The 18435-nt window shown below is 61.9% G+C and carries 13 protein-coding genes; 8 read left to right on the top strand and 5 right to left on the bottom strand.

What is annotated here, in order from left to right; genetic code table 11:
* Positions 1–146: 146 nt before the first annotated feature.
* From gltB to EH165_RS06690, 4 genes are all read left to right on the top strand, one after another.
* Complete coding sequence (gene gltB, locus EH165_RS06675; RefSeq protein ID WP_124798692.1) at positions 147–4715, top strand: glutamate synthase large subunit; 4569 nt, start codon at positions 147–149, stop codon at positions 4713–4715.
* Positions 4708–6156, top strand: coding sequence for a glutamate synthase subunit beta (locus tag EH165_RS06680; RefSeq protein ID WP_124798694.1), 1449 nt, complete (start codon positions 4708–4710; stop codon positions 6154–6156). The genes gltB and EH165_RS06680 overlap by 8 nt, the downstream gene beginning before the upstream one ends.
* A 97-nt stretch (positions 6157–6253) precedes the next feature.
* A complete protein-coding gene (pyk, locus tag EH165_RS06685; RefSeq protein WP_124798696.1) occupies positions 6254–7678 on the top strand; it encodes a pyruvate kinase in 1425 nt (474 codons plus the stop codon).
* Between the two features lie 168 nt (positions 7679–7846).
* Entirely contained in the window at positions 7847–8731 is an 885-nt protein-coding gene (locus tag EH165_RS06690) for an acyl-CoA thioesterase (RefSeq protein ID WP_124800357.1), read from the top strand.
* 290 nt (positions 8732–9021) lie between these two features.
* Here the strand turns inward: EH165_RS06690 and EH165_RS06695 are convergent, their stop codons facing one another.
* The gene (locus tag EH165_RS06695) at positions 9022–10485 is read right to left on the bottom strand and encodes a pyridoxal-dependent decarboxylase (RefSeq protein WP_206426142.1); all 1464 of its coding nucleotides are present in this window, start codon (positions 10483–10485) and stop codon (positions 9022–9024) included.
* A gap of 83 nt (positions 10486–10568) precedes the next feature.
* On the opposite strand from EH165_RS06695, the gene EH165_RS06700 reads away from it, so the two are divergent.
* Positions 10569–11306: an alpha/beta fold hydrolase gene (locus EH165_RS06700; protein WP_164479142.1), complete on the top strand. Its 738-nt coding sequence runs from the start codon at positions 10569–10571 to the stop codon at positions 11304–11306.
* Here EH165_RS06700 and EH165_RS06705 read toward each other — a convergent pair.
* The 4 genes from EH165_RS06705 to EH165_RS06720 all read right to left on the bottom strand — a co-directional run bounded on the left by EH165_RS06705 (position 11303) and on the right by EH165_RS06720 (position 14460).
* Positions 11303–11899, bottom strand: coding sequence for a hypothetical protein (locus EH165_RS06705; protein ID WP_124798700.1), 597 nt, complete (start codon positions 11897–11899; stop codon positions 11303–11305). The genes EH165_RS06700 and EH165_RS06705 overlap by 4 nt on opposite strands.
* 76 nt (positions 11900–11975) lie before the next feature.
* On the bottom strand, positions 11976–12785 hold the full coding sequence (locus tag EH165_RS06710; protein ID WP_124798702.1) for an HpcH/HpaI aldolase/citrate lyase family protein: 810 nt from the start codon (positions 12783–12785) through the stop codon (positions 11976–11978).
* The gene (locus EH165_RS06715) at positions 12782–13273 is read right to left on the bottom strand and encodes a MaoC family dehydratase (protein ID WP_124798704.1); all 492 of its coding nucleotides are present in this window, start codon (positions 13271–13273) and stop codon (positions 12782–12784) included. Before EH165_RS06715 ends, EH165_RS06710 begins: the two co-directional genes overlap by 4 nt.
* The gene (locus EH165_RS06720; RefSeq protein ID WP_124800359.1) at positions 13270–14460 is read right to left on the bottom strand and encodes an acyl-CoA dehydrogenase family protein; all 1191 of its coding nucleotides are present in this window, start codon (positions 14458–14460) and stop codon (positions 13270–13272) included. The genes EH165_RS06715 and EH165_RS06720 overlap by 4 nt, the downstream gene beginning before the upstream one ends.
* A 170-nt stretch (positions 14461–14630) precedes the next feature.
* On the opposite strand from EH165_RS06720, the gene EH165_RS06725 reads away from it, so the two are divergent.
* The 3 genes from EH165_RS06725 (at position 14631) to EH165_RS06735 (ending at position 18228) form a co-directional block, all read left to right on the top strand.
* Entirely contained in the window at positions 14631–15767 is a 1137-nt protein-coding gene (locus tag EH165_RS06725) for an acyl-CoA dehydrogenase family protein (protein WP_124800360.1), read from the top strand.
* 56 nt (positions 15768–15823) lie between these two features.
* Entirely contained in the window at positions 15824–16885 is a 1062-nt protein-coding gene (locus tag EH165_RS06730; protein WP_124800361.1) for an enoyl-CoA hydratase/isomerase family protein, read from the top strand.
* 470 nt (positions 16886–17355) lie between these two features.
* Positions 17356–18228 (top strand): DUF429 domain-containing protein, encoded by an 873-nt coding sequence (locus tag EH165_RS06735; protein WP_164479143.1) that lies wholly within the window; start codon positions 17356–17358, stop codon positions 18226–18228.
* The last annotated feature ends 207 nt before the right edge of the window (positions 18229–18435 follow it).

Raw genomic sequence — 18435 nt, forward strand, 5'->3', positions numbered from 1 at the left:
GCCGTTGCTGAATTCTGCGGGTGACCTAGCGGTCAACGTATTTTTCAGTAGCGCCCACTGCACTGTGCGCTGTTGATGGCTCTTCCGGTTTCGACCGCCAGATCCTTGAGCGGAAGGCGAGTGCCGACGACGACGGGAGGTGCGCCGTGCTTTTCTCGGCAATCCCCGGCCCCCAGGGCCTGTACGACCCAACACTGGAACAAGACTCCTGCGGAGTCGCGGCGGTCGCGGATATCAAGGGTCGCCGCAGTCATCGCATAGTGGCTGACGGCATTACCGCTCTGATCAACTTGGACCACCGCGGCGCGGCGGGTGCCGATCCGGCGGTCGGCGACGGAGCCGGCATCCTCATTCAGATACCCGAAGAACTGTTCCGTGCGGTAGTCGACTTCGACCTTCCGGTCGCAGCCGCGGGGAGCCAGGGCTGTGCGTTCGCCGCCGGTATCGCCTTCCTGCCCCGCGAGACCGGGGCGAAAGCGGCGGCCAAGCAAATCGTCGCCGAGGTGCTTGCAGACGAAGGTTTGGATCTATTGGGCTGGCGCCTGGTCCCGACGGTTCCCAAATCGGCCGGCGTGGGGCAAATGGCGCTTGACGTCATGCCAGCGTTTGAGCAGTTATTTATCGCGGCGCCGCAGCGCGCGGACGGCACCCGCCCCACCGGTATTGACCTTGACCGATTGGTCTTTCCCGCCCGTAAGCGAATTGAGCACCTCAGCGAGGCCGCTGGTGCGGGCATCTATTTCCCGTCACTTTCCAGCCGCACCATCACCTATAAAGGCATGTTGACGACCGAGCAGTTGCCGGCGTTTTTCCCCGATATCACCGACGTACGGATGGAGAGCGCGATTGCCATTGTGCATTCGCGCTTCTCCACCAACACATTCCCGGCCTGGCCTCTGGCGCACCCGTTCCGCTACATCGCGCATAACGGTGAGATCAACACCGTCCGTGGAAACCGCAACTGGATGCGGGCCAGGGAGGCGCTGCTGGAAACCGACCTCATTCCCGGCGACCTCAGCCGTATCTACCCCATTTGTACCGACGGTGGTTCGGATTCGGCCTCCTTCGACGAGGTTCTGGAGTTACTGCACCTGGCTGGTCGCTCGCTGCCCCACGCGGTGCTGATGATGGTGCCCGAGGCGTGGGAGAACAACCCTTATCTGGATAGCGACGTCAAAGGTTTTGCGGAGTTTCACGCGTGCATGATGGAGCCGTGGGATGGCCCCGCCTGCGTCACGTTTACTGACGGCACCCTGCTCGGCGCCGTACTCGACCGTAACGGCCTTCGTCCGGGACGGTGGTGGCTCACCGATGACGACACGGTGGTGCTGGCTTCGGAAGCGGGCGTGCTGCCGATTGACCCGGAGCGGGTGATTGAGCGTGGGCGTTTGCAGCCCGGCCGGATGTTCTTAATCGACACTGTCGCAGGGCGAATCTTGGACGATGCCGAAGTTAAGGGCTCACTGGCTAAAGAACACCCGTATCGCGAATGGGTGCATGCGGGCATCATCGACCTTCACGATCTGCCGCAGCGCGAGCGTGATGCACCGGCCCACGAGGCGGTGCTGCGGCGCCAGCAAATATTTGGTTATACCGAAGAAGATCTTCGCGTACTGATCACGCCGATGGCAGCCAGCGGCGCCGAAGCTATCGGCTCGATGGGGACGGACACCCCCGAAGCGGTGCTGTCCACCCGGCACCGTTTAATTTTCGATTATTTCTCCCAGTTGTTTGCACAGGTCACCAACCCGCCTCTGGACGCGGTTCGGGAACAGGTGGTGACCTCGATGGGTGCCATGTTGGGGCCTGAGGGCAATTTGTTGGACCCCGGTCCAGCTTCCGCCCGGCAGGTCACCCTTCCGTATCCGGTGATTAGCAACGCCGAGCTTGGCAAAATTATCGGCATTAACTCCGAGGGGAACTTGCCCGGATTGGCCTCGAGCGTTATCTCCGGCCTGTACGCGGTAGATGGCGGTGGGCAGGCTCTGGCGGCTGCATTGGAGAATTGCCGCAACGATGCCGACGCCGCGGTGGCTAATGGAGCGCGAATCCTGGTGCTGTCCGACCGAGACGCTGACGCTTCGCACGCACCGATCCCTTCGTTGCTCCTGACCTCTGCAATCCATCAGCACCTCGTCCGCGGCAAGACCAGGACGAAGGTCGGGTTGGTCGTGGAGAGCGGAGACGCGCGCGAGGTACACCATGTGGCGCTGCTGATCGGTTTCGGCGCCGCCGCGGTCAACCCTTACCTGACGCTGGAAACAGCGGAAGATCTTGCGCGGCAGGGTCTTTTGGGCGGGGTCACGCCCTCGAAAGCGATTAAGAACACCGTGTATGCGCTTTCCAAAGGTGTCCTCAAAGTGATGTCCAAGATGGGGATTTCTACGGTCGCGTCCTACACGGGCGCTCAGGTATTTGCCGCATTCGGCCTGGACAAAGAGGTACTGGACGACTATTTCACCGGCACTTCGTCGCCGACCGGTGGGTCGGGACTTGCGGTGCTGGCCGAAGATGTAGCGTCCCGCCATCGCATCGCCTTCGAGGCCAACGAGGCCTCCAGGGAGCACCGCGGCCTGGCAGTGGGCGGCGACTACCAGTGGCGTCGCGAAGGCGAACTACACCTGTTCAACCCGGAGACGGTCTACCTGCTTCAGCACGCGACGCGGTCCAAGCAAGAATCGATCTTCCGTCGCTATACCGATGCTGTGGACAAACTCTCCGTCGAAGGCGGCACGCTTCGCGGAATGTTCTCGCTCAAAACCGAAGCGGTGCAGGCTGTTCCGCTGGAAGAGGTGGAGTCGGCCGCAGAAATCGTGAAACGGTTTGTCACCGGCGCCATGTCGTACGGTTCGATCTCAGCAGAAGCCCACGAGACCCTCGCTATTGCGATGAACCGCCTCGGCGGCAAGTCCAACACCGGCGAGGGCGGCGAGGATGTAGCCCGTCTGCTCGACCCCGAGAGGCGCTCTGCCATCAAGCAGGTGGCGTCCGGCAGATTCGGCGTGACGAGCGCCTACCTCGTCAACGCAGAGGAGATTCAACTCAAGATGGCTCAGGGCGCAAAGCCGGGGGAGGGCGGTCAGCTTCCGGGCCATAAGGTCTACCCCTGGATTGCCGCGACGAGGCACGCCACCACCGGTGTCGGACTAATCTCGCCGCCGCCGCACCACGATATTTATTCCATCGAGGATCTCAAGCAGCTCATCCACGATGTGCGCAATGCCAATCCTGCAGCCCGGGTGTCGGTCAAGCTTGTCTCCGAGCCAGGGGTTGGCACCGTGGCAGCGGGGGTCACCAAGGCACATGCCGACGCGGTGATCGTGGCTGGTTACGACGGGGGAACCGGCGCCGCACCGTTAACCTCGCTCAAACACACTGGTCAGCCGTGGGAGCTGGGCCTGGCCGAGACCCAACAGACCCTGCGGCTCAACAAGCTCCGGGCGCAGGTACGGGTGCAGGTGGACGGCGGTCTTAAAACAGGCCGCGATGTGGTCGTGGCAATGCTGTTGGGCGCCGAGGAGTTCGGATTCTCGACGGCGCCGCTTGTGGTGGCCGGCTGCGTGATGATGCGGGTCTGCCACCTCGACACGTGTCCTGTCGGTGTGGCAACCCAGAACCCGGTGCTGCGGCAGCGATACACGGGCACTCCTGAATTCGTCGAAACATTCTTCCTCTACCTCGCCGAACAGGTCCGAGAGTACCTGGCGGCCTTGGGTTTCCGCAGCATCGACGAAGCAGTGGGGCACGCTGAACTGCTCGATACCAGCACTGCTGTGGCGCATCATCGAGCCGGCGGCCTCGACCTCACGCCGTTGCTGCACATCCCGCAGGTCGATAGCCCACTGTCAGCGACGAACCCTGCGCAGCACGACCTGTCCCACTCCCTCGACGCCACGCTCATTGAACTGGCGGCGCAGGCATTGGAGGATGGAAGCCCGGTTCGCATCGACCTCCCGATCCGCAACATCAACAGAACCGCTGGCACCATGCTCGGATCGGAAGTGACGAAGCGTTGGATAGACGGCCTTCCTGACCACACGATCAACGTCAAGTTCACGGGCACCGCAGGGCAATCCCTGGGTGCGTTTTTGCCAGCCGGAATCACGATCACCCTGGTAGGTGATGCAAATGACTATGTGGGTAAAGGGCTTTCCGGGGGCCGCATCGTGGTCAGGCCCCACCCGAACGCGCCGCGGACCGGAACGGATGCCCGACATGTGATCGGCGGCAACACCATTGCCTACGGGGCGACCTCCGGCGAGCTGTACATGCGGGGTTTGGTCGGCGAGAGGTTTGGCGTTCGAAACTCCGGCGCTCTACTGGTGGTCGAAGGCACCGGCGATCATGCTTGCGAATACATGACGGGTGGTCGCGCGGTGATTTTGGGCCCAACCGGCAGAAATGTTGCTGCCGGAATGAGCGGTGGTATTGCCTATCTGTTGGATCCGGATATGCACAAGATCAACCGGGAACTGGTAGCAACGGAGCCGTTGGAGGCCGACGAAATAGTGTGGCTGGGTGACGTTCTCAGCACACATATCGCGCTGACCGGCTCCCGGGTCGCTGCTGAGATCCTGGATTTTTGGCCCGATTCCGCGGAGCGGTTCTGCCGGGTGATGCCTCGGGATTACCGTCGCGTGCTGGAACTGCGAGCCGAGGCCGCTGATAAAGGCGTTGATGCCGATAATTTGATCATGGAGGCTTCCCGTGGCTGATCCCAGCGGTTTCCTGAAGTTCGGCCGGACTACGCCGGTGCGTCGCCCAGTGCCGCTGCGCCTGCGCGATTGGAACGAGGTCTACGAACCATTCAGCTCTGACGGCACGAGGAAACAAGCAGCTCGTTGTATGGACTGCGGTGTCCCGTTCTGTCACTCGGGTTGCCCCCTGGGAAACTTGATCCCGGAATGGAATGAACTGGTGCGCTTGGGGCGTTGGGAGGACGCGGCAGATCGGTTACACGCGACCAACAACTTTCCCGAGGTCACCGGTCGGCTGTGCCCGGCGCCCTGCGAGGGCTCGTGCGTGCTGGGGATCGGCGACGATCCGGTGGCCATCAAATTGGTGGAACAGGAGATCGCAGACCGGGCGGTGGCCAACGGGGGACTGCGGCCGCGGCCTGCCCGGGTAAGTACCGACCACAAGGTGGCGGTCATCGGTTCTGGCCCCGCCGGACTCGCTGCCGCGCAACAGCTTGCTCGCGCTGGCCACCAAGTGACGGTTTTTGAACGTGATGGCCGCGTCGGCGGTTTGATGCGCTATGGCATTCCCGAGTTCAAGATGGAACGCGCGGTCTTGGACGCCCGGTTGGAGCAGATGAAGGCCGAGGGGGTTCGGTTTATCGCGCACTGCAACGTGGGGGTGGACCTTCCCACGGAAGAGCTGCTGGCGAACTTTGACGCTGTCATTCTGGCCAACGGTTGCACTGTTGCTCGCGAGCTCGAGGTCGATGGCCGCGGAATGCGCGGTATCTACCCGGCGATGGAGTACCTGGTGGAGGCGAACAAATTACTTGAAGGCAGCCTGCAGGAGCTGACCATCGATGCCAAGGGCAAAAACGTGGTGATCATTGGCGGCGGCGACACCGGAGCCGACTGCTACGGGACGGCGCTGCGCCAGGGCGCAGCCTCCGTTCGTCAGCTCGATATTCACGGCGAACCGCCTGCAACACGCGATCCGTCAACGCCGTGGCCTCAGTACCCGTTGATGCTGCGCACTTCTGCCGCGCACGAAGAGGGCGGGTCGCGAATCTTCGGGGTGAACTCCACGACGTTCCAAGGCACTGACGGCGCGGTCACCGGCATTCATTTGGTGGAAGGTCAGCGGATTCCGGGCGGGTTCATTCCGCTGGAAGGCAGTGACACCGTGCTCGAGGCAGACTTGGTGCTGATAGCTCTGGGTTTCACGGGCCCGGAAACTCCTGGCCTACTGGCCGAGCTCGGAGTCGCCCTGAATGCTCGCGGCGTTATTCACCGGGATGAGAGCTATATGACGAGCGTGCCCGGTGTTTTTGTGGCCGGCGACGCGGGTCGCGGCCAGTCTCTCATCGTCTGGGCCATTGCCGAAGGACGCAGCGCGGCCGCTGCCGTTGACGTCTATTTGACCGGAGGCTCGGCGCTGCCGGACCCGGTGGCGCCCACCGCGGCAGCCTTGCGCTGATCGGCACAAGAAGGCAGGTGGGACAGTGAGATATGTCAAATCGGGATGAGTGATTCTGGTGACAGAATCGGTTCAGTAACCCAGTACAGTGGACTGAATGGAACGTCGCGCAAAAATTGTTTGCACCCTTGGGCCCGCCACTTCTTCGGCTGAGGCCATTGCCAATCTCGTAGATGCGGGTATGAATGTCGCCCGAATGAACTTCAGTCACGGTGACTACGAAGATCATGAAAAGGTCTATCACCACGTCCGAGCAGCAGCAGAAGCGACCGGAAAGCCGGTCGGTATCCTCGCGGATCTGCAGGGCCCCAAAATCCGATTGGGTCGATTCGAGAATGGCCCCGTCATGTGGGCCAATGGCGAAAAGGTAGCCATCACGGTCGACGATGTTGTCGGAACCCACGACCGCGTCTCCACCACGTACAAAGGGCTGGCTAACGATGCCCGCCCCGGGGACAGGCTCCTCATTGACGACGGCAAAGTAGGCCTCGTTGTCGTCGACGTCGAGGGCAATGACGTGATCTGCACTGTGGTGGAAGGGGGCGAGGTCTCCAACAACAAGGGACTGTCCCTCCCAGGCATGAACGTATCCGTACCCGCCATGAGCGAGAAAGACATTGACGACCTGAAATTCGCCCTGAAGTTGGGCGTCGATTTCATTGCTCTGTCCTTCGTTCGCTCACCGGCTGACATAGATCTGGTTCATCAGGTGATGGACGAAGTGGGTGCGCCTCGCCTCCCCGTTATCGCAAAAATTGAAAAGCCCGAAGCTGTCGCCAACTTGGAAGCGATCGTTCTTGCCTTTGACGGTGTGATGGTCGCTCGCGGCGATTTGGGCGTGGAGTTGCCGCTGGAGCAGGTGCCGTTGGTGCAAAAGCGTGCGGTCCAGATTGCGCGCGAAAATGCCAAGCCGGTCATTGTCGCTACCCAGATGCTCGATTCGATGATTGACCACTCGCGCCCCACGCGCGCCGAGGCCTCGGATGTGGCCAACGCCGTACTCGATGGCGCCGACGCGTTGATGCTCTCCGGTGAGACATCGGTCGGAAAGTTCCCCTTCATCACTGTCCGCACCATGGCCCGAATTATCGAGGCCGTCGAGCAGGAGTCGGTCGTGGTGCCCGCGTTGACCCACGTGCCGCGGACCAAGCGGGGAATCCTCTCCTTCGCCGCCCGCGATATCGGCGAGCGGCTCAACGCGAAGGCACTGGTGACCTTCACGCAGAGCGGCGACACCGCGAAGCGGTTGGCCCGTTTGCACACTCGCCTTCCGTTGTTGGCTTTCACCCCGCTGGTTTCGACCCGCTCGCAGCTCTCCTTGGTGTGGGGCGTAGAGGCTTTCCTCGTCCCCGCAGTGGATAGCACCGATCTGATGGTTGATCTGGTGGATGAGGCCTTGGTCAAGATCCCAGGTTTCAACATCGGCGACCAAGTGGTGATCGTCGCTGGATCACCGCCCAACACCTCGGGGTCGACAAACCTGATCCGGGTTCATCGCATTGGCGAGAAGGATCACGCCTGATCAAGATGTACTCACGCCGCCCGTGTCTGACTCACCTCAGATGCGGGCGGTGCTGTTTGTAAGGCCATGGTGCTTCAAAGGCATGGTGCTTCTAAGGCCAGGGTGCTTGTCGAGAAGCATCATCACACTGACTGAACTAGGGTGAAAAACGTGACTAGCGCTCCTGAAATGGAATATGACACCGACGGAATCCCGCGTGGCCAGGCTGTGCTCAATGGCTTGGTAGCACTGCTGGATTTGGAGAAGATCGAGGAGAATATCTTTCGCGGTCATTCACCCAGGGGTGGTACTCGTGCCAGAGTGTTCGGTGGTCAGGTCGCCAGCCAAGCTCTGGTGGCAGCTGGGCGAACCGTGCCGGCTGATCGGCGGGTGCATTCACTCCACGCCTACTTCATGCGGGCGGGTGATACCGCATCGCCCATCCTGTACGAGGTCGAGCGGACCCGCGACGGACGTTCATTCAGCACCCGGCGCGTCGTAGCTATCCAGCATGGTCAGCCGATCTTCGCGATGTCGGCGTCGTTTCAGGTTGACGAAGGTGGCCTTGATCATGCGGCGCAAGCTCCCGCTGTGCCAGCACCGCTGACTCTCCCGACGCTTGCTCAGCGCGTCGCCGAGGCCGAGGGGATGGGGCCATGGGGAAAAGTGCCGCGCCCATTCGATCTGCGGTATGTCACCGAGCCGCCGTGGTCGGCCGCGTCGCGCGATGCGCGGCCAGGTGGTCACAGCCAAATGTGGTTTCGAGCAGACGGCGATCTTCCCGCCGATAGCCTTCTCCATGTCTGCCTGTTGGCCTACCTTTCTGACCTGACCCTGTTGGACGCTATTTTGGTCAACCATGGCATCGCCCCGAAAGACGAGCGGCTGCAGATGGCCTCGCTCGACCATGCGATGTGGTTCCACCGCCCGGTTACGGTCGATCAGTGGTTGCTCTACGACATCAACTCACCCAGCGCTTCCGGCTCCCGGGGGATGGGCGCTGGCCATTTCTTCGACGAGAGCGGCAACCTCCTTGCTACCGTCATGCAGGAAGGCCTTGTTCGGCTGCGGTGATGGGTGGTGAGTCAGGGCGTGGCGGGATAGTGGCGGTGCGATAGCTGCCTCTGTACCGCCCTCTATTTCGGCGTTGGCTCCATCATCGGGCTCGAGGCGTTGACCCTGCTGCCCGTCGGCGCCGCCATGTGGCCGGTTGGCACCCCGATCGTTTTTGCTGGGCTGGGGTGCGCCTACCTCATTCGCCGGGGCCGATCGCTCTGGCGCCGACGCCTCGGTTCGGGCGCCAGCCCCGCTGCGTGAAGTTCACCCAGCCCCGTCAAAACCCATTCATCCCAGTGGATCTCAGATCACACCGTCCGGCCCGGTGGCGACGTAAACCCAGCGCTGAGTTCGGCGTAGAGCTGATCCATGTGTGCCTCCGTTGTCGTCGGCGTACCAACAGACACCCTGATCAGCGCGCGATCCGCAATGACGGTGTGGGAGAGGTAGGCGAGACCGGACTGGTTGATGGCGTGCATCAACGCCAGGGTGTTGGCGCTGCCACGAACCGGGTCGGGGTCGGCGAGGTGGAAGCAGAGTAGCGAAAGCTGTTGGTGTGTCACAACAAATCGATCGTCAGCACGGAGACGATTCGCTAATCGGTCGGTGAGCGCGACGGTGTAGCGGATGTGCTCGGCGAGGCCAGCCGCTCCGTAGTGCCGCATGACGGACCACAGCTTCAGCGCCCGGAACCGACGCCCTAACTGAATATGCCAATCCCGATAGTCGATAACGCTGCCAGCATCGGACTCTCCTGTGCGCAAGTATTCGGGGTTTTCGGCAAGTGCGTCCGTGAGGGATCGCCTGTCGGCGACGTAAAACGTGTCGCAGTCGAAATTGGTAAGCAGCCACTTGTGCGGATTCGTTGCGTAGGAATCTGCGAACTCCAAGCCAGCGTTGAGTTCGGCGCGATACTCCGGGGCGACGGTGGCCACGCCAGCCCACGCCGCATCGACATGCAACCACGCGCCGCACTCCCGCGCGACCCTAGCGATCTCGACGGTCGGGTCGATGGCTCCGGTACCGGTGGTTCCAACGGCGCTTACGATGAATGCTGGCACGGCACCAGCCTCGACGTCGGCCCTGATGGCCGCTGCGAGAGCGTCGACATCCATCGGGCCGCCGGGCGAACTGGTCCGGATTTTGCGGAGGTTCGCTGCCCCGACCCCCGCGATGGTGACCGCTTTGGCAACGGAGGAATGGGCTTGCTCTGAGCTGTACACGGTATACCGGCGATCGAAGCCGGCCGCACGGATTTGGCCGTGACTCGCTCGGTGCAGCGCCGCGACGAGAGCGGTCAGGACTGCTGTCGATGCGGTGTCCTGGATGACGCCGCCGCCCGCGCTGCTTGAGTGAAAACATGTCGGCAGGTCAAGCATTTGGGCCAGCCAGTCGAGAACCCGGGTTTCCACCTCCGTTGCTGCCGGACTGGTCGCCCACACCATTCCCTGCACGCCGAGCCCGGAGGCGATGAGATCCCCAAGGATGGCCGGGCCGGAGGCGTTCGCCGGAAAGTAGGCAAAAAAAGACGGGTGCTGCCAGTGCGTGATTCCCGGCATCACGAACGCGTCAATATCCGAGAGCAACGCCCCAATATCTTGCCCGCCGGTGGGAATCTCGAGGGGCAAGGACCCAGCGATATCGCCGGGCCGTGCAGGCGAGCGGACGGGAAACGACTCCACCCGCTGTTGGTAGGAGGTGATCCAATCGATCACGGCGTAGCCCTGTTCGCGAAACTGTTCGGGCGTCATGTGGCCTGGTATTGCGCTCATAGAGCCACCGTACGGCCCCGCACAAATTTCTTAAGTCCGACCCCGCCGTGCGAAATAGATCACAGTGCGATAGCTTGCAGATGATGGCCACCTTCAATGCGGTACACGAGATATTCATCGACGAACTCAGTGTGCGGGTCTATTCCAACGGCACCGGTCCCTCGGTGCTGATGCTGCACGACCTGGGGTCCTCGGTGGGTTGGTTCGCCGAACTCTCCAGTCCACTGGTATCGGCCGGGCACGAATTTGTCGCCATTGACCTCCCCGGCTGCGGACATAGCGACGCCGTGCGAGATCAAGGACTAGCCTCGTGCGTCGACCATGTTGCCGCGGCGATGTGCAAGCTATTTGACGGACCAGTAGACATAGTGGGTCGCGGGTTTGGCGGCTACCTGGCCTTGAGTGTGGCCGCCCGTTACCCCGAGTTGGTCAGCCGATTGGTGCTTGACAGTCCCACGTTGCCGCCCGCGTCGGGGCCGCACGAGAAGTTGAAAATGGCGCCCGGGATGGCCATCAGCGGCGCCGGGGCCACGCTGCGACGCGGCCGGATTCGCCATAATATTTCCGGGTTGTCCCGGGCCCGGTCGTTTTTGGCGGAGCTTTGCCAGACAGACAAAAGATGGTGGGCCGCGGTGAGTGCCATCACGGCTCCCACGTTGATCGTCGATGACGGCGACCAGGCGGGAAGCTCAAAGATTGAGGCTCTCGTGGCGGCAATTCCGGGCGTCGTACGTGGGCGTTCCTTGCCGGCTCAACGTAAGTTCGTGCCCGCCTCAGCTTTGAGTGCGCAGACATTGCTGGACTTCCTAAAAGTCAGTTAGCGATCACGCATACTGCGGTCTTGTCCGCCCTTTACGCCCGCTCCGCGAGCGGCGTCTGCGGCGATAACGACGAGCATAACCACCCCGCTGGTGACCGCTGTGGCCGCAGCCGCCGGTTCCCCCCACACCCACCCAAGCGCCAACCCTACTGATCCGAGCACTCCCATCACGCCTCCGAGCAGCGTAAACATGGGGGTGTGGAAGGCTGCGGCAAAAGGAATGAAGTGCAATCCCACGGCTAGGACAATCAGGGCCGGACGCAGGTCGGACTTTCCCGCGTGGTCTAACGCGAGGGTTCCCAGTCGGATCACTACCAGCATTCCGGCGACGCTGGCCAAGTACACGAACCCCGCTGCGGCGCCGACCATTTCGATCGCCGCAAACGTGCGAGATACGGCGAAAACACACGCGACATAAGCCAGGGCGGCTGCGGCCCACGCCAGGATGGCAATCAGTGGCCACGGCTCGGCCAGTACGCCCCGGCTGGTGATCACAAACACTGTCGCCCCCGCGGCGCCGATGATGGTTCCCCACACCCTCGGATCAGCAATGCGTTGGATCCCGCGAGAGCGGAGTGCGCCGGATTCGTTCATCTGAGTGAGTATTCCTGAGCTGGCCCGCGATGCTCACGCCACCTTGTCTGATGTCCACCGCGCGCAGTCGAGAAGCTCACTTGCTGGCTCGACGCAGCACGGACTCCGCCTGCCGCAGGATCGGTGCGTCGATCATGGCACCCTCGAAGGTGAACACCCCGCGTTCTGTGGCAGCGGAGGCCAACACCCTGCGTGCCCAGCCCAGCTGTGCATCCGTCGGCGCGAATTGCTGACGAATGGTTTCTACCTGCCTCGGATGGATGGCGACTTTGCCGTCGAAGCCGGATGCCACCGCGTCCTCCGATTCTGCGGCCAAGGTTTCCAGATCGGCAATGTCTAACACGACTGAGTCAAGGGCAAAGTGGCCAAAGGCCTTGGCCGCCAACAACGATGCGCTGCGGACATTCTGGGCGACGTCGCGATAGCTGCCGCCTACACCTCTGCTGGAGGTGCCGCCCAGCGATACGATCAAGTCTTCTGCGCCCCACATCACGCCGATCACCGGGGCGGCTTGCACCGATTCGGTGACAGTGATGGCGCCCAGGGCGGATTCAATCAGAATCACCACCTCGTACTCGGCCAGTCTTGATAGCTGTTGGGGTGATTCGCATTTGGGCAACATGATGCGCCGATACCCCGTGCGCCGCAGTGCCTGGAGATCGAGGAGGTGTTCGGGGCCGGACGCGGGATTAACCCGAATCACCGTGCGTTCCGGGTCCTGCGGGTGGTCGATCAACATCTGCCGAGCGGCCGATTTGGCAGCGGAGGTTACCGCATCTTCGAGATCAAGGATCACGACATCTGCTGCCCGCGAGGCTTTGTCGTAGCGCTCTGGGCGGTCGGCTGGGCAAAACAGCCACGCCGGCCCAGGCGGTAGCCACGTCATTGCGGGCGCATCCTGACCAGCGTCTGGCGCGTCGCAGTAGCGACCACGTCGTGGTGTTGATTGCGCCCAGTGTGCACGAGGGTCACAATGCCTTCCCCGGGTCGCGACTGGGACTCCCGCCTCCCCGTGACAAGTGTTTCCGCGTACAACGTGTCGCCGATGAAGACCGGGGCGGGGAAGGTGATGTCAGTAAAGCCCAGGTTCGCCACCAAAGTTCCCTGCGTCAGCTGCGCCACCGAAAGGCCAATCAGCGTCGAGAGGGTCAGCATCGAGTTCACGAGCCGCTGATGGAAGGGTTCGGCATTCGCGCTGTACGCCGCATCGAGATGCAGTGCCTGCATGTTCATCGTCATCGTGGTGAAACTGACGTTGTCCGATTCCGTCAACGTGCGTCCGGGGCGGTGCTCATACACGGTGCCCAGTTCAAACTCGTCAAACCAGAGTCCGCGCTGCTGAACGACTTTGCTGGTCGGATTCTGGCCCGTCACAGTCCAAACCCTCTGGCAATCAGCATCAATTGCACCTCACTGGTTCCTTCGCCGATCTCCAGTATTTTGCTGTCTCGGTAGTGGCGGGCTACGGAGTACTCGTTCATGAAACCGTAGCCCCCGAAGATCTGAGTGGCATCCCGAGCGTTGTCCATAGCCGCTTCGCTGGCCACGAGCTTGGCGATGCTGGCCTGGGTTTTGAACGGTTTGCCAGCCAGCATGCGCGCCGCAGCGTCGTAGTACGCCGTTCTTGCCACGTGTGCTCGCACTTGCATTCGCGCGATTTTGAAGGATATTGCTTGGTTTTCGCCGATCGGTTTGCCAAAGGCAGAGCGCTGCTTCGCGTAGGTAACGCTCTCGTTGACGCAGCCTTGGGCTGCCCCGACCCCGATCGCCGCGATGGCAATGCGACCCTCGTCCAAGATGCGGAGGAACTGTGAGTAGCCCGAACCCTCTGTGCCCAGAAGGTTCTCTCGCGGGAGGTGGACGTCGACCAAGCTCAACGGGTGGGTATCCGACGCGTTCCACCCGACTTTGTTGTAGGCGCTCTCCACTGTCAAGCCCGCGGTGCCAGCTGGCACGAGGAAGCTCGAGATGGCTTTACGACCATTGTCTTTGATGCCGGTGACGGCAGTAACCGTGATGAGGCTGGTGATGAGAGTTCCAGAGTTGGTGATGAACTGTTTGCTGCCGTTGATCACCCACTCCTCGCCAGCGCGAACAGCCGTGGTGCGGGTGCCGCTGGCATCGGTGCCCGCGTCGGGTTCTGTCAACCCAAACGCTGCAAGCTTGCGGCCGGCTGTGAGATCCGGAAGCCACTGCTGCTTTTGCTCTTCGGTACCGAAATGGAACACCGGCATGGCGCCCAGGCTCACTGCCGCCTCCAGCGTGATGGCAACACTTTGGTCGACTTTGGCCAGTTCCTCCAATGCCAAGCACAAAGCGAAGTAGTTACCACCCATCCCGCCGTACTCCTCAGGAAAAGGTAAACCGAACAGACCCATGTCGGCCATACCCTCGACAAGCCCGTAGGGGAAGGTGTGGGCGGCATCGTGTGCGGCGGAAACGGGTGCGACGCTCTGGCGGGCAAAGTCTCGCACCGCGCTGATCAACTGGACGTATTCGTCAGGCAATGTGTCCTGGGTCTGCGTGCTGGTGACGTTCGCTTCGGCTGTGCTGTGCGCCATCATGTGATTTCCAGTCTTCGTTGACCCAGAGAAGCTACTCTAGCTATACCATTCTGTCATCCGATAGTAGGGCGTCCAAAGAAATGCGCCTGAGGTGCGAGGCTGAAAATCTTGCAGCCGCTCCCTCTCACCAAGCTTTTCCTCGACCGGGAAGATCCGTCATGACGAGAATGTTTGAACCCACCGCAGATCAACGTGCGCTGTCGGAGGTGGCACGACAGTTTGCTGACGACGTCATCGCCCCGCACGCGGTGGAATGGGACCGCACCAAGCATTTTCCCGTCGACGTCTTTGCGCAGGCGGGCGAGCTCGGGATGGGCGGCATGTACATCCGGGAGGACGTGGGTGGGTCCGGCTTGTCCAGGCTCGACGCGGCCATCATCATCGAAGCGTTAGCCACAGGCTGTCCCTCTATCGCCAGCTACGTCTCGATCCACAACATGACGGCCTGGATGATCGATGCCCACGGCTCGCCGGAACTTCGCCGCAAGTACCTGCCCCGGATGTGCACCATGGCATCCCTGGGTTCCTACTGCCTCACCGAACCCGGCGCCGGCTCGGATGCCGCGGCCGTGTCAAGCACGGCCAAGGTGGACGGTGACCACTACGTCCTCAACGGTGTGAAGCAATTCATCTCTGGCGCAGGAGCAAGCGATATTTACGTCATCATGGTCCGCACCGGTGGGCCAGGTGCCAAAAATCTGTCTGCCTTCGTTGTCGAGAAGGACACTCAGGGGCTTTCTTTTGGGCCCAATGAATCGAAGATGGGCTGGAACGCTCAACCCACGCGGCAAGTGATCATGCAGGACGTCCGGATCCCGGCCTCGCAGATGCTCGGATCTCCCGGGGACGGTTTCCGGATCGCGATGAGCGGACTCAACGGCGGCCGCATCAACATCGGGGCCTCCTCGCTGGGAGGTGCCCAGTCGGCGCTTGAAAAATCTCTGACGTACATGGCGGAGCGGTCGGTCTTTGGCGAGACGCTCAACCAAATCCAGGCTCTGCAGTTCTACGTCGCCGACATGGCCACCAAACTAGAGGCGGCGCGCTTGCTGTTGTGGCGCGCGGCCAGTGCGTTGGATGCGAAAGATGCTGCGGCCGTGCAGCTGTGCGCGATGGCCAAGAAGTTTGCCACCGACACCGGGTTCGAGGTGGCGAACACCGCACTTCAAATCCACGGGGGTTACGGCTATCTCGCCGAATATGGCATTGAGAAGATCGTTCGGGATCTGCGGGTGCACCAGATCCTTGAAGGCACCAATGAGATTATGCAAGTGATCATTTCGCGCTCACTCATTAAGAAGTAGCTGCGCCTACCAGCAAGTAGAAACGAGCGATGAGCACCATGAACGATGCCGCAGAAATGAATGACGCCGCCGGGGAAGTAATCGTTCGCGTTGACGGAACCGTCGGCAGGATCACCCTGAACCGGCCGCGGGCGATCAACGCGCTCAACTACTCGATGTCGGTCACCATCGCCGCTGCGCTCCAGGAGTGGGCGGACGACAACAGTGTCACGGCGGTCGTTCTGGATGGCGCGGGCGAGGGCGGGCTATGCGCCGGCGGGGATATCCGAGCCGTCTACGCCGACGCCACAGCCGGGGGCGGTGAAACAATCGCGTTCTGGCGCGAGGAGTATCGGCTGAACGCGGCGATCGCCCACTACCCCAAGCCATGTGTTGCCATCATGGATGGCCTGGTTTTGGGTGGTGGAGTGGGACTATCTGCCCATGCCAGCCACCGTGTTGTGACAGAGAGATCGATCGTCGGGATGCCCGAGGTGGGAATTGGTTTGATCCCGGATGTCGGCGGCACCTATTTGCTCTCGCGTTCGCCGGGATGGACCGGGATGTATGCGGCATTGACGGGGGATCGCGTCGACGGTGCCGATGCGATCTATCTGGGCCTCGCGGATGTACTCGTGGAGTCCTCGAACGTACAAAATTTGATCAGCGCGGTGGGCAGTCACTGCGCGGACCAAGCACTCCGAGACTACGCCGTCAAACCACCTGCGAGCAGGCTCGCCGGCGGCCGGGAGTGGATAGATCGCTGCTTCGAGAGCGATTGCGCAACAGAGATTCTCGCCAATCTGGACAGGGAAGTTACCGGAGGGTCTGGATCAGCAAAGATGGCTGCATCCGCAGCTGATGCGATCAGAGCCGCGTCCCCATCCGCGGTCAAAGTCACCCTGCGGGCGGTGCGCCAAGCGCGTTCGCTCTCCACGCTGGAAGCTGCGCTGAACGTCGAATTCGCGGTGGTCAGCGCCGCGCTCCGGTCCCACGACCTTCGAGAGGGCATTCGAGCGCAGGTGATCGACAAGGACCGGAGCCCGCAGTGGCGGCCTGCGGCCCTCTCCGATGTTTCAGCGGCCGACGTCGATGGCTACTTCGCTTCAGTACTCGACCTTCCGTTTCCAACTTCCTGAATTTGCCTGCTCCATCGTGGGCCAGATCACGGGCTTTCCGCGCATCGCACTGGCAACTCGTGCGTCCTACCCATGTCGGCCTACAAAGGCCGGAGAACCATCGGTGGATCGCACACGGAGCGGTCTGTCGAACGAACCAGCCACAGTGGCTGGTGTCGCGCGTGAGTGCCAGTAAAGGATCAACCCTGATGTCCCGCCTTAATAGCTCTATCCGCAGCCTTCGCTCCAACCGGGCAGTTGCCCGTGATCGCCGGAACATGTGGCGCATGATCAACGAACACACTTCCGGAAGCATGCGTGATGAACTGATCGTCATTCACGACCGGCAGATCGCAAGCGCACGCTGAACCGTAAGCATTCTGCACAGACCTGGTGGGCCCGCTTCGCCGGTACGGCGCAAGCGGGCCTTACTATATGCCGGTGTCGAAACTTGCCAGCGCCCTCATCGCCGCACCATGACAAGTCGGTCAATGCGCACAGTCGTCGGGATCGACTGGTCCGGGGCGGCTGTGGCGCAGGAGCGCCCGAGCCTCAAGATATGGGTCGCTGTGGTACAGGCTGGCATCCTTCTGCGATTGTTCCCAACCTCCCGAAACGGGGCTCGAGAAGCGTTGCAGGAGATGGCTTCTGAGACTTCCGACCTGATTATCGGATTCGATTTCGCCTTCGGATATCCGGCTTGGTACGCCCGAGAACACCTGTTGGTAAATTCCGCCCGCGAGCTGTGGCGACTGGCGCGCGCGGATCGCGCACTGCTTGCGGCGACGCCGGGGGACCCACGTCGCTCGATACCCGTTGGCAGCTGGCCGTTTTGGCGTGCTGGCACCCCTCGGCCGACGGGAAATCCTGAAATCTGGCGGGAATGCGACCGGCACCTGAGGGCTCAACATGACGTGCACTCGCTGTCATCGGTCTTCCAGTTTGTCGGGGCGAGCCAAGTAGGTCCGGCTACCCTCGCGGGGATGGCAACGCTTGCCGACCTCGCTGACGACGGATTCGCCATCTGGCCATTTGATGCCCCAGCGACGGGCCAGCCCCTCGTGGCTGAGGTGTGGCCGAGGCTGGCGGCACGCGACGTGGTGAAGTCAGACCCAGCAGCACGACTTCGATGGGTGGATTCAGCGCTGCACAAGCCGAACGCGGCGGCCGGCTCCGTGATCCCCAATCCGGATCATCGCGCCCTCATCTTGGCCAGCGATGATGCCTTTGATGCCGTGGCGGCGGCTTTATGGCTAGACAGTTTGCCTGCGGTTGCTAATCACAGTGTGTGGCCGCGGCTGGCGGAGCTGCCTGCCGCTGCGCAGCTGGAAGGTTGGGTACTGGGAGTGGATCGACCGGCCTAGCCGCGGTCTGCGAGAGTGGCTCGTACACTGGTGGGTCGCGCTGTCGTGGCAATGAGATCGATCACTGCCGGAGTCCGGCTAGGTAGCCTATTGTTGCTGTTCAGGCAGTTTCCGCCCGACATTACCGTGCGGGTTTGCTAGCTCGGAAGCAGCGGCTTGCTGCGGCGAGGTTGACCTATTCACTACTCTCGGGGGAGCGGGCTGTTA

The sequence above is a fragment of the Nakamurella antarctica genome, assembly GCF_003860405.1.
GTDB lineage: Bacteria > Actinomycetota > Actinomycetes > Mycobacteriales > Nakamurellaceae > Nakamurella > Nakamurella antarctica.

Bases quoted from the DNA above. Each gene is read 5' to 3' on its own strand.
- pyk (WP_124798696.1), top strand. From the start codon at position 6,254: ATGGAACGTCGCGCAAAAATTGTTTGCACCCTTGGGCCCGCCACTTCT.
- EH165_RS06690 (WP_124800357.1), top strand. From the start codon at position 7,847: ATGGAATATGACACCGACGGAATCCCGCGTGGCCAGGCTGTGCTCAAT.
- EH165_RS06695 (WP_206426142.1), bottom strand. From the start codon at position 10,485: ATGAGCGCAATACCAGGCCACATGACGCCCGAACAGTTTCGCGAACAG.
- EH165_RS06700 (WP_164479142.1), top strand. From the start codon at position 10,569: ATGGCCACCTTCAATGCGGTACACGAGATATTCATCGACGAACTCAGT.
- EH165_RS06705 (WP_124798700.1), bottom strand. From the start codon at position 11,899: ATGAACGAATCCGGCGCACTCCGCTCTCGCGGGATCCAACGCATTGCT.
- EH165_RS06710 (WP_124798702.1), bottom strand. From the start codon at position 12,785: ATGACGTGGCTACCGCCTGGGCCGGCGTGGCTGTTTTGCCCAGCCGAC.
- EH165_RS06720 (WP_124800359.1), bottom strand. From the start codon at position 14,460: ATGGCGCACAGCACAGCCGAAGCGAACGTCACCAGCACGCAGACCCAG.
- EH165_RS06725 (WP_124800360.1), top strand. From the start codon at position 14,631: ATGTTTGAACCCACCGCAGATCAACGTGCGCTGTCGGAGGTGGCACGA.
- EH165_RS06730 (WP_124800361.1), top strand. From the start codon at position 15,824: ATGAATGACGCCGCCGGGGAAGTAATCGTTCGCGTTGACGGAACCGTC.
- EH165_RS06735 (WP_164479143.1), top strand. From the start codon at position 17,356: ATGCGCACAGTCGTCGGGATCGACTGGTCCGGGGCGGCTGTGGCGCAG.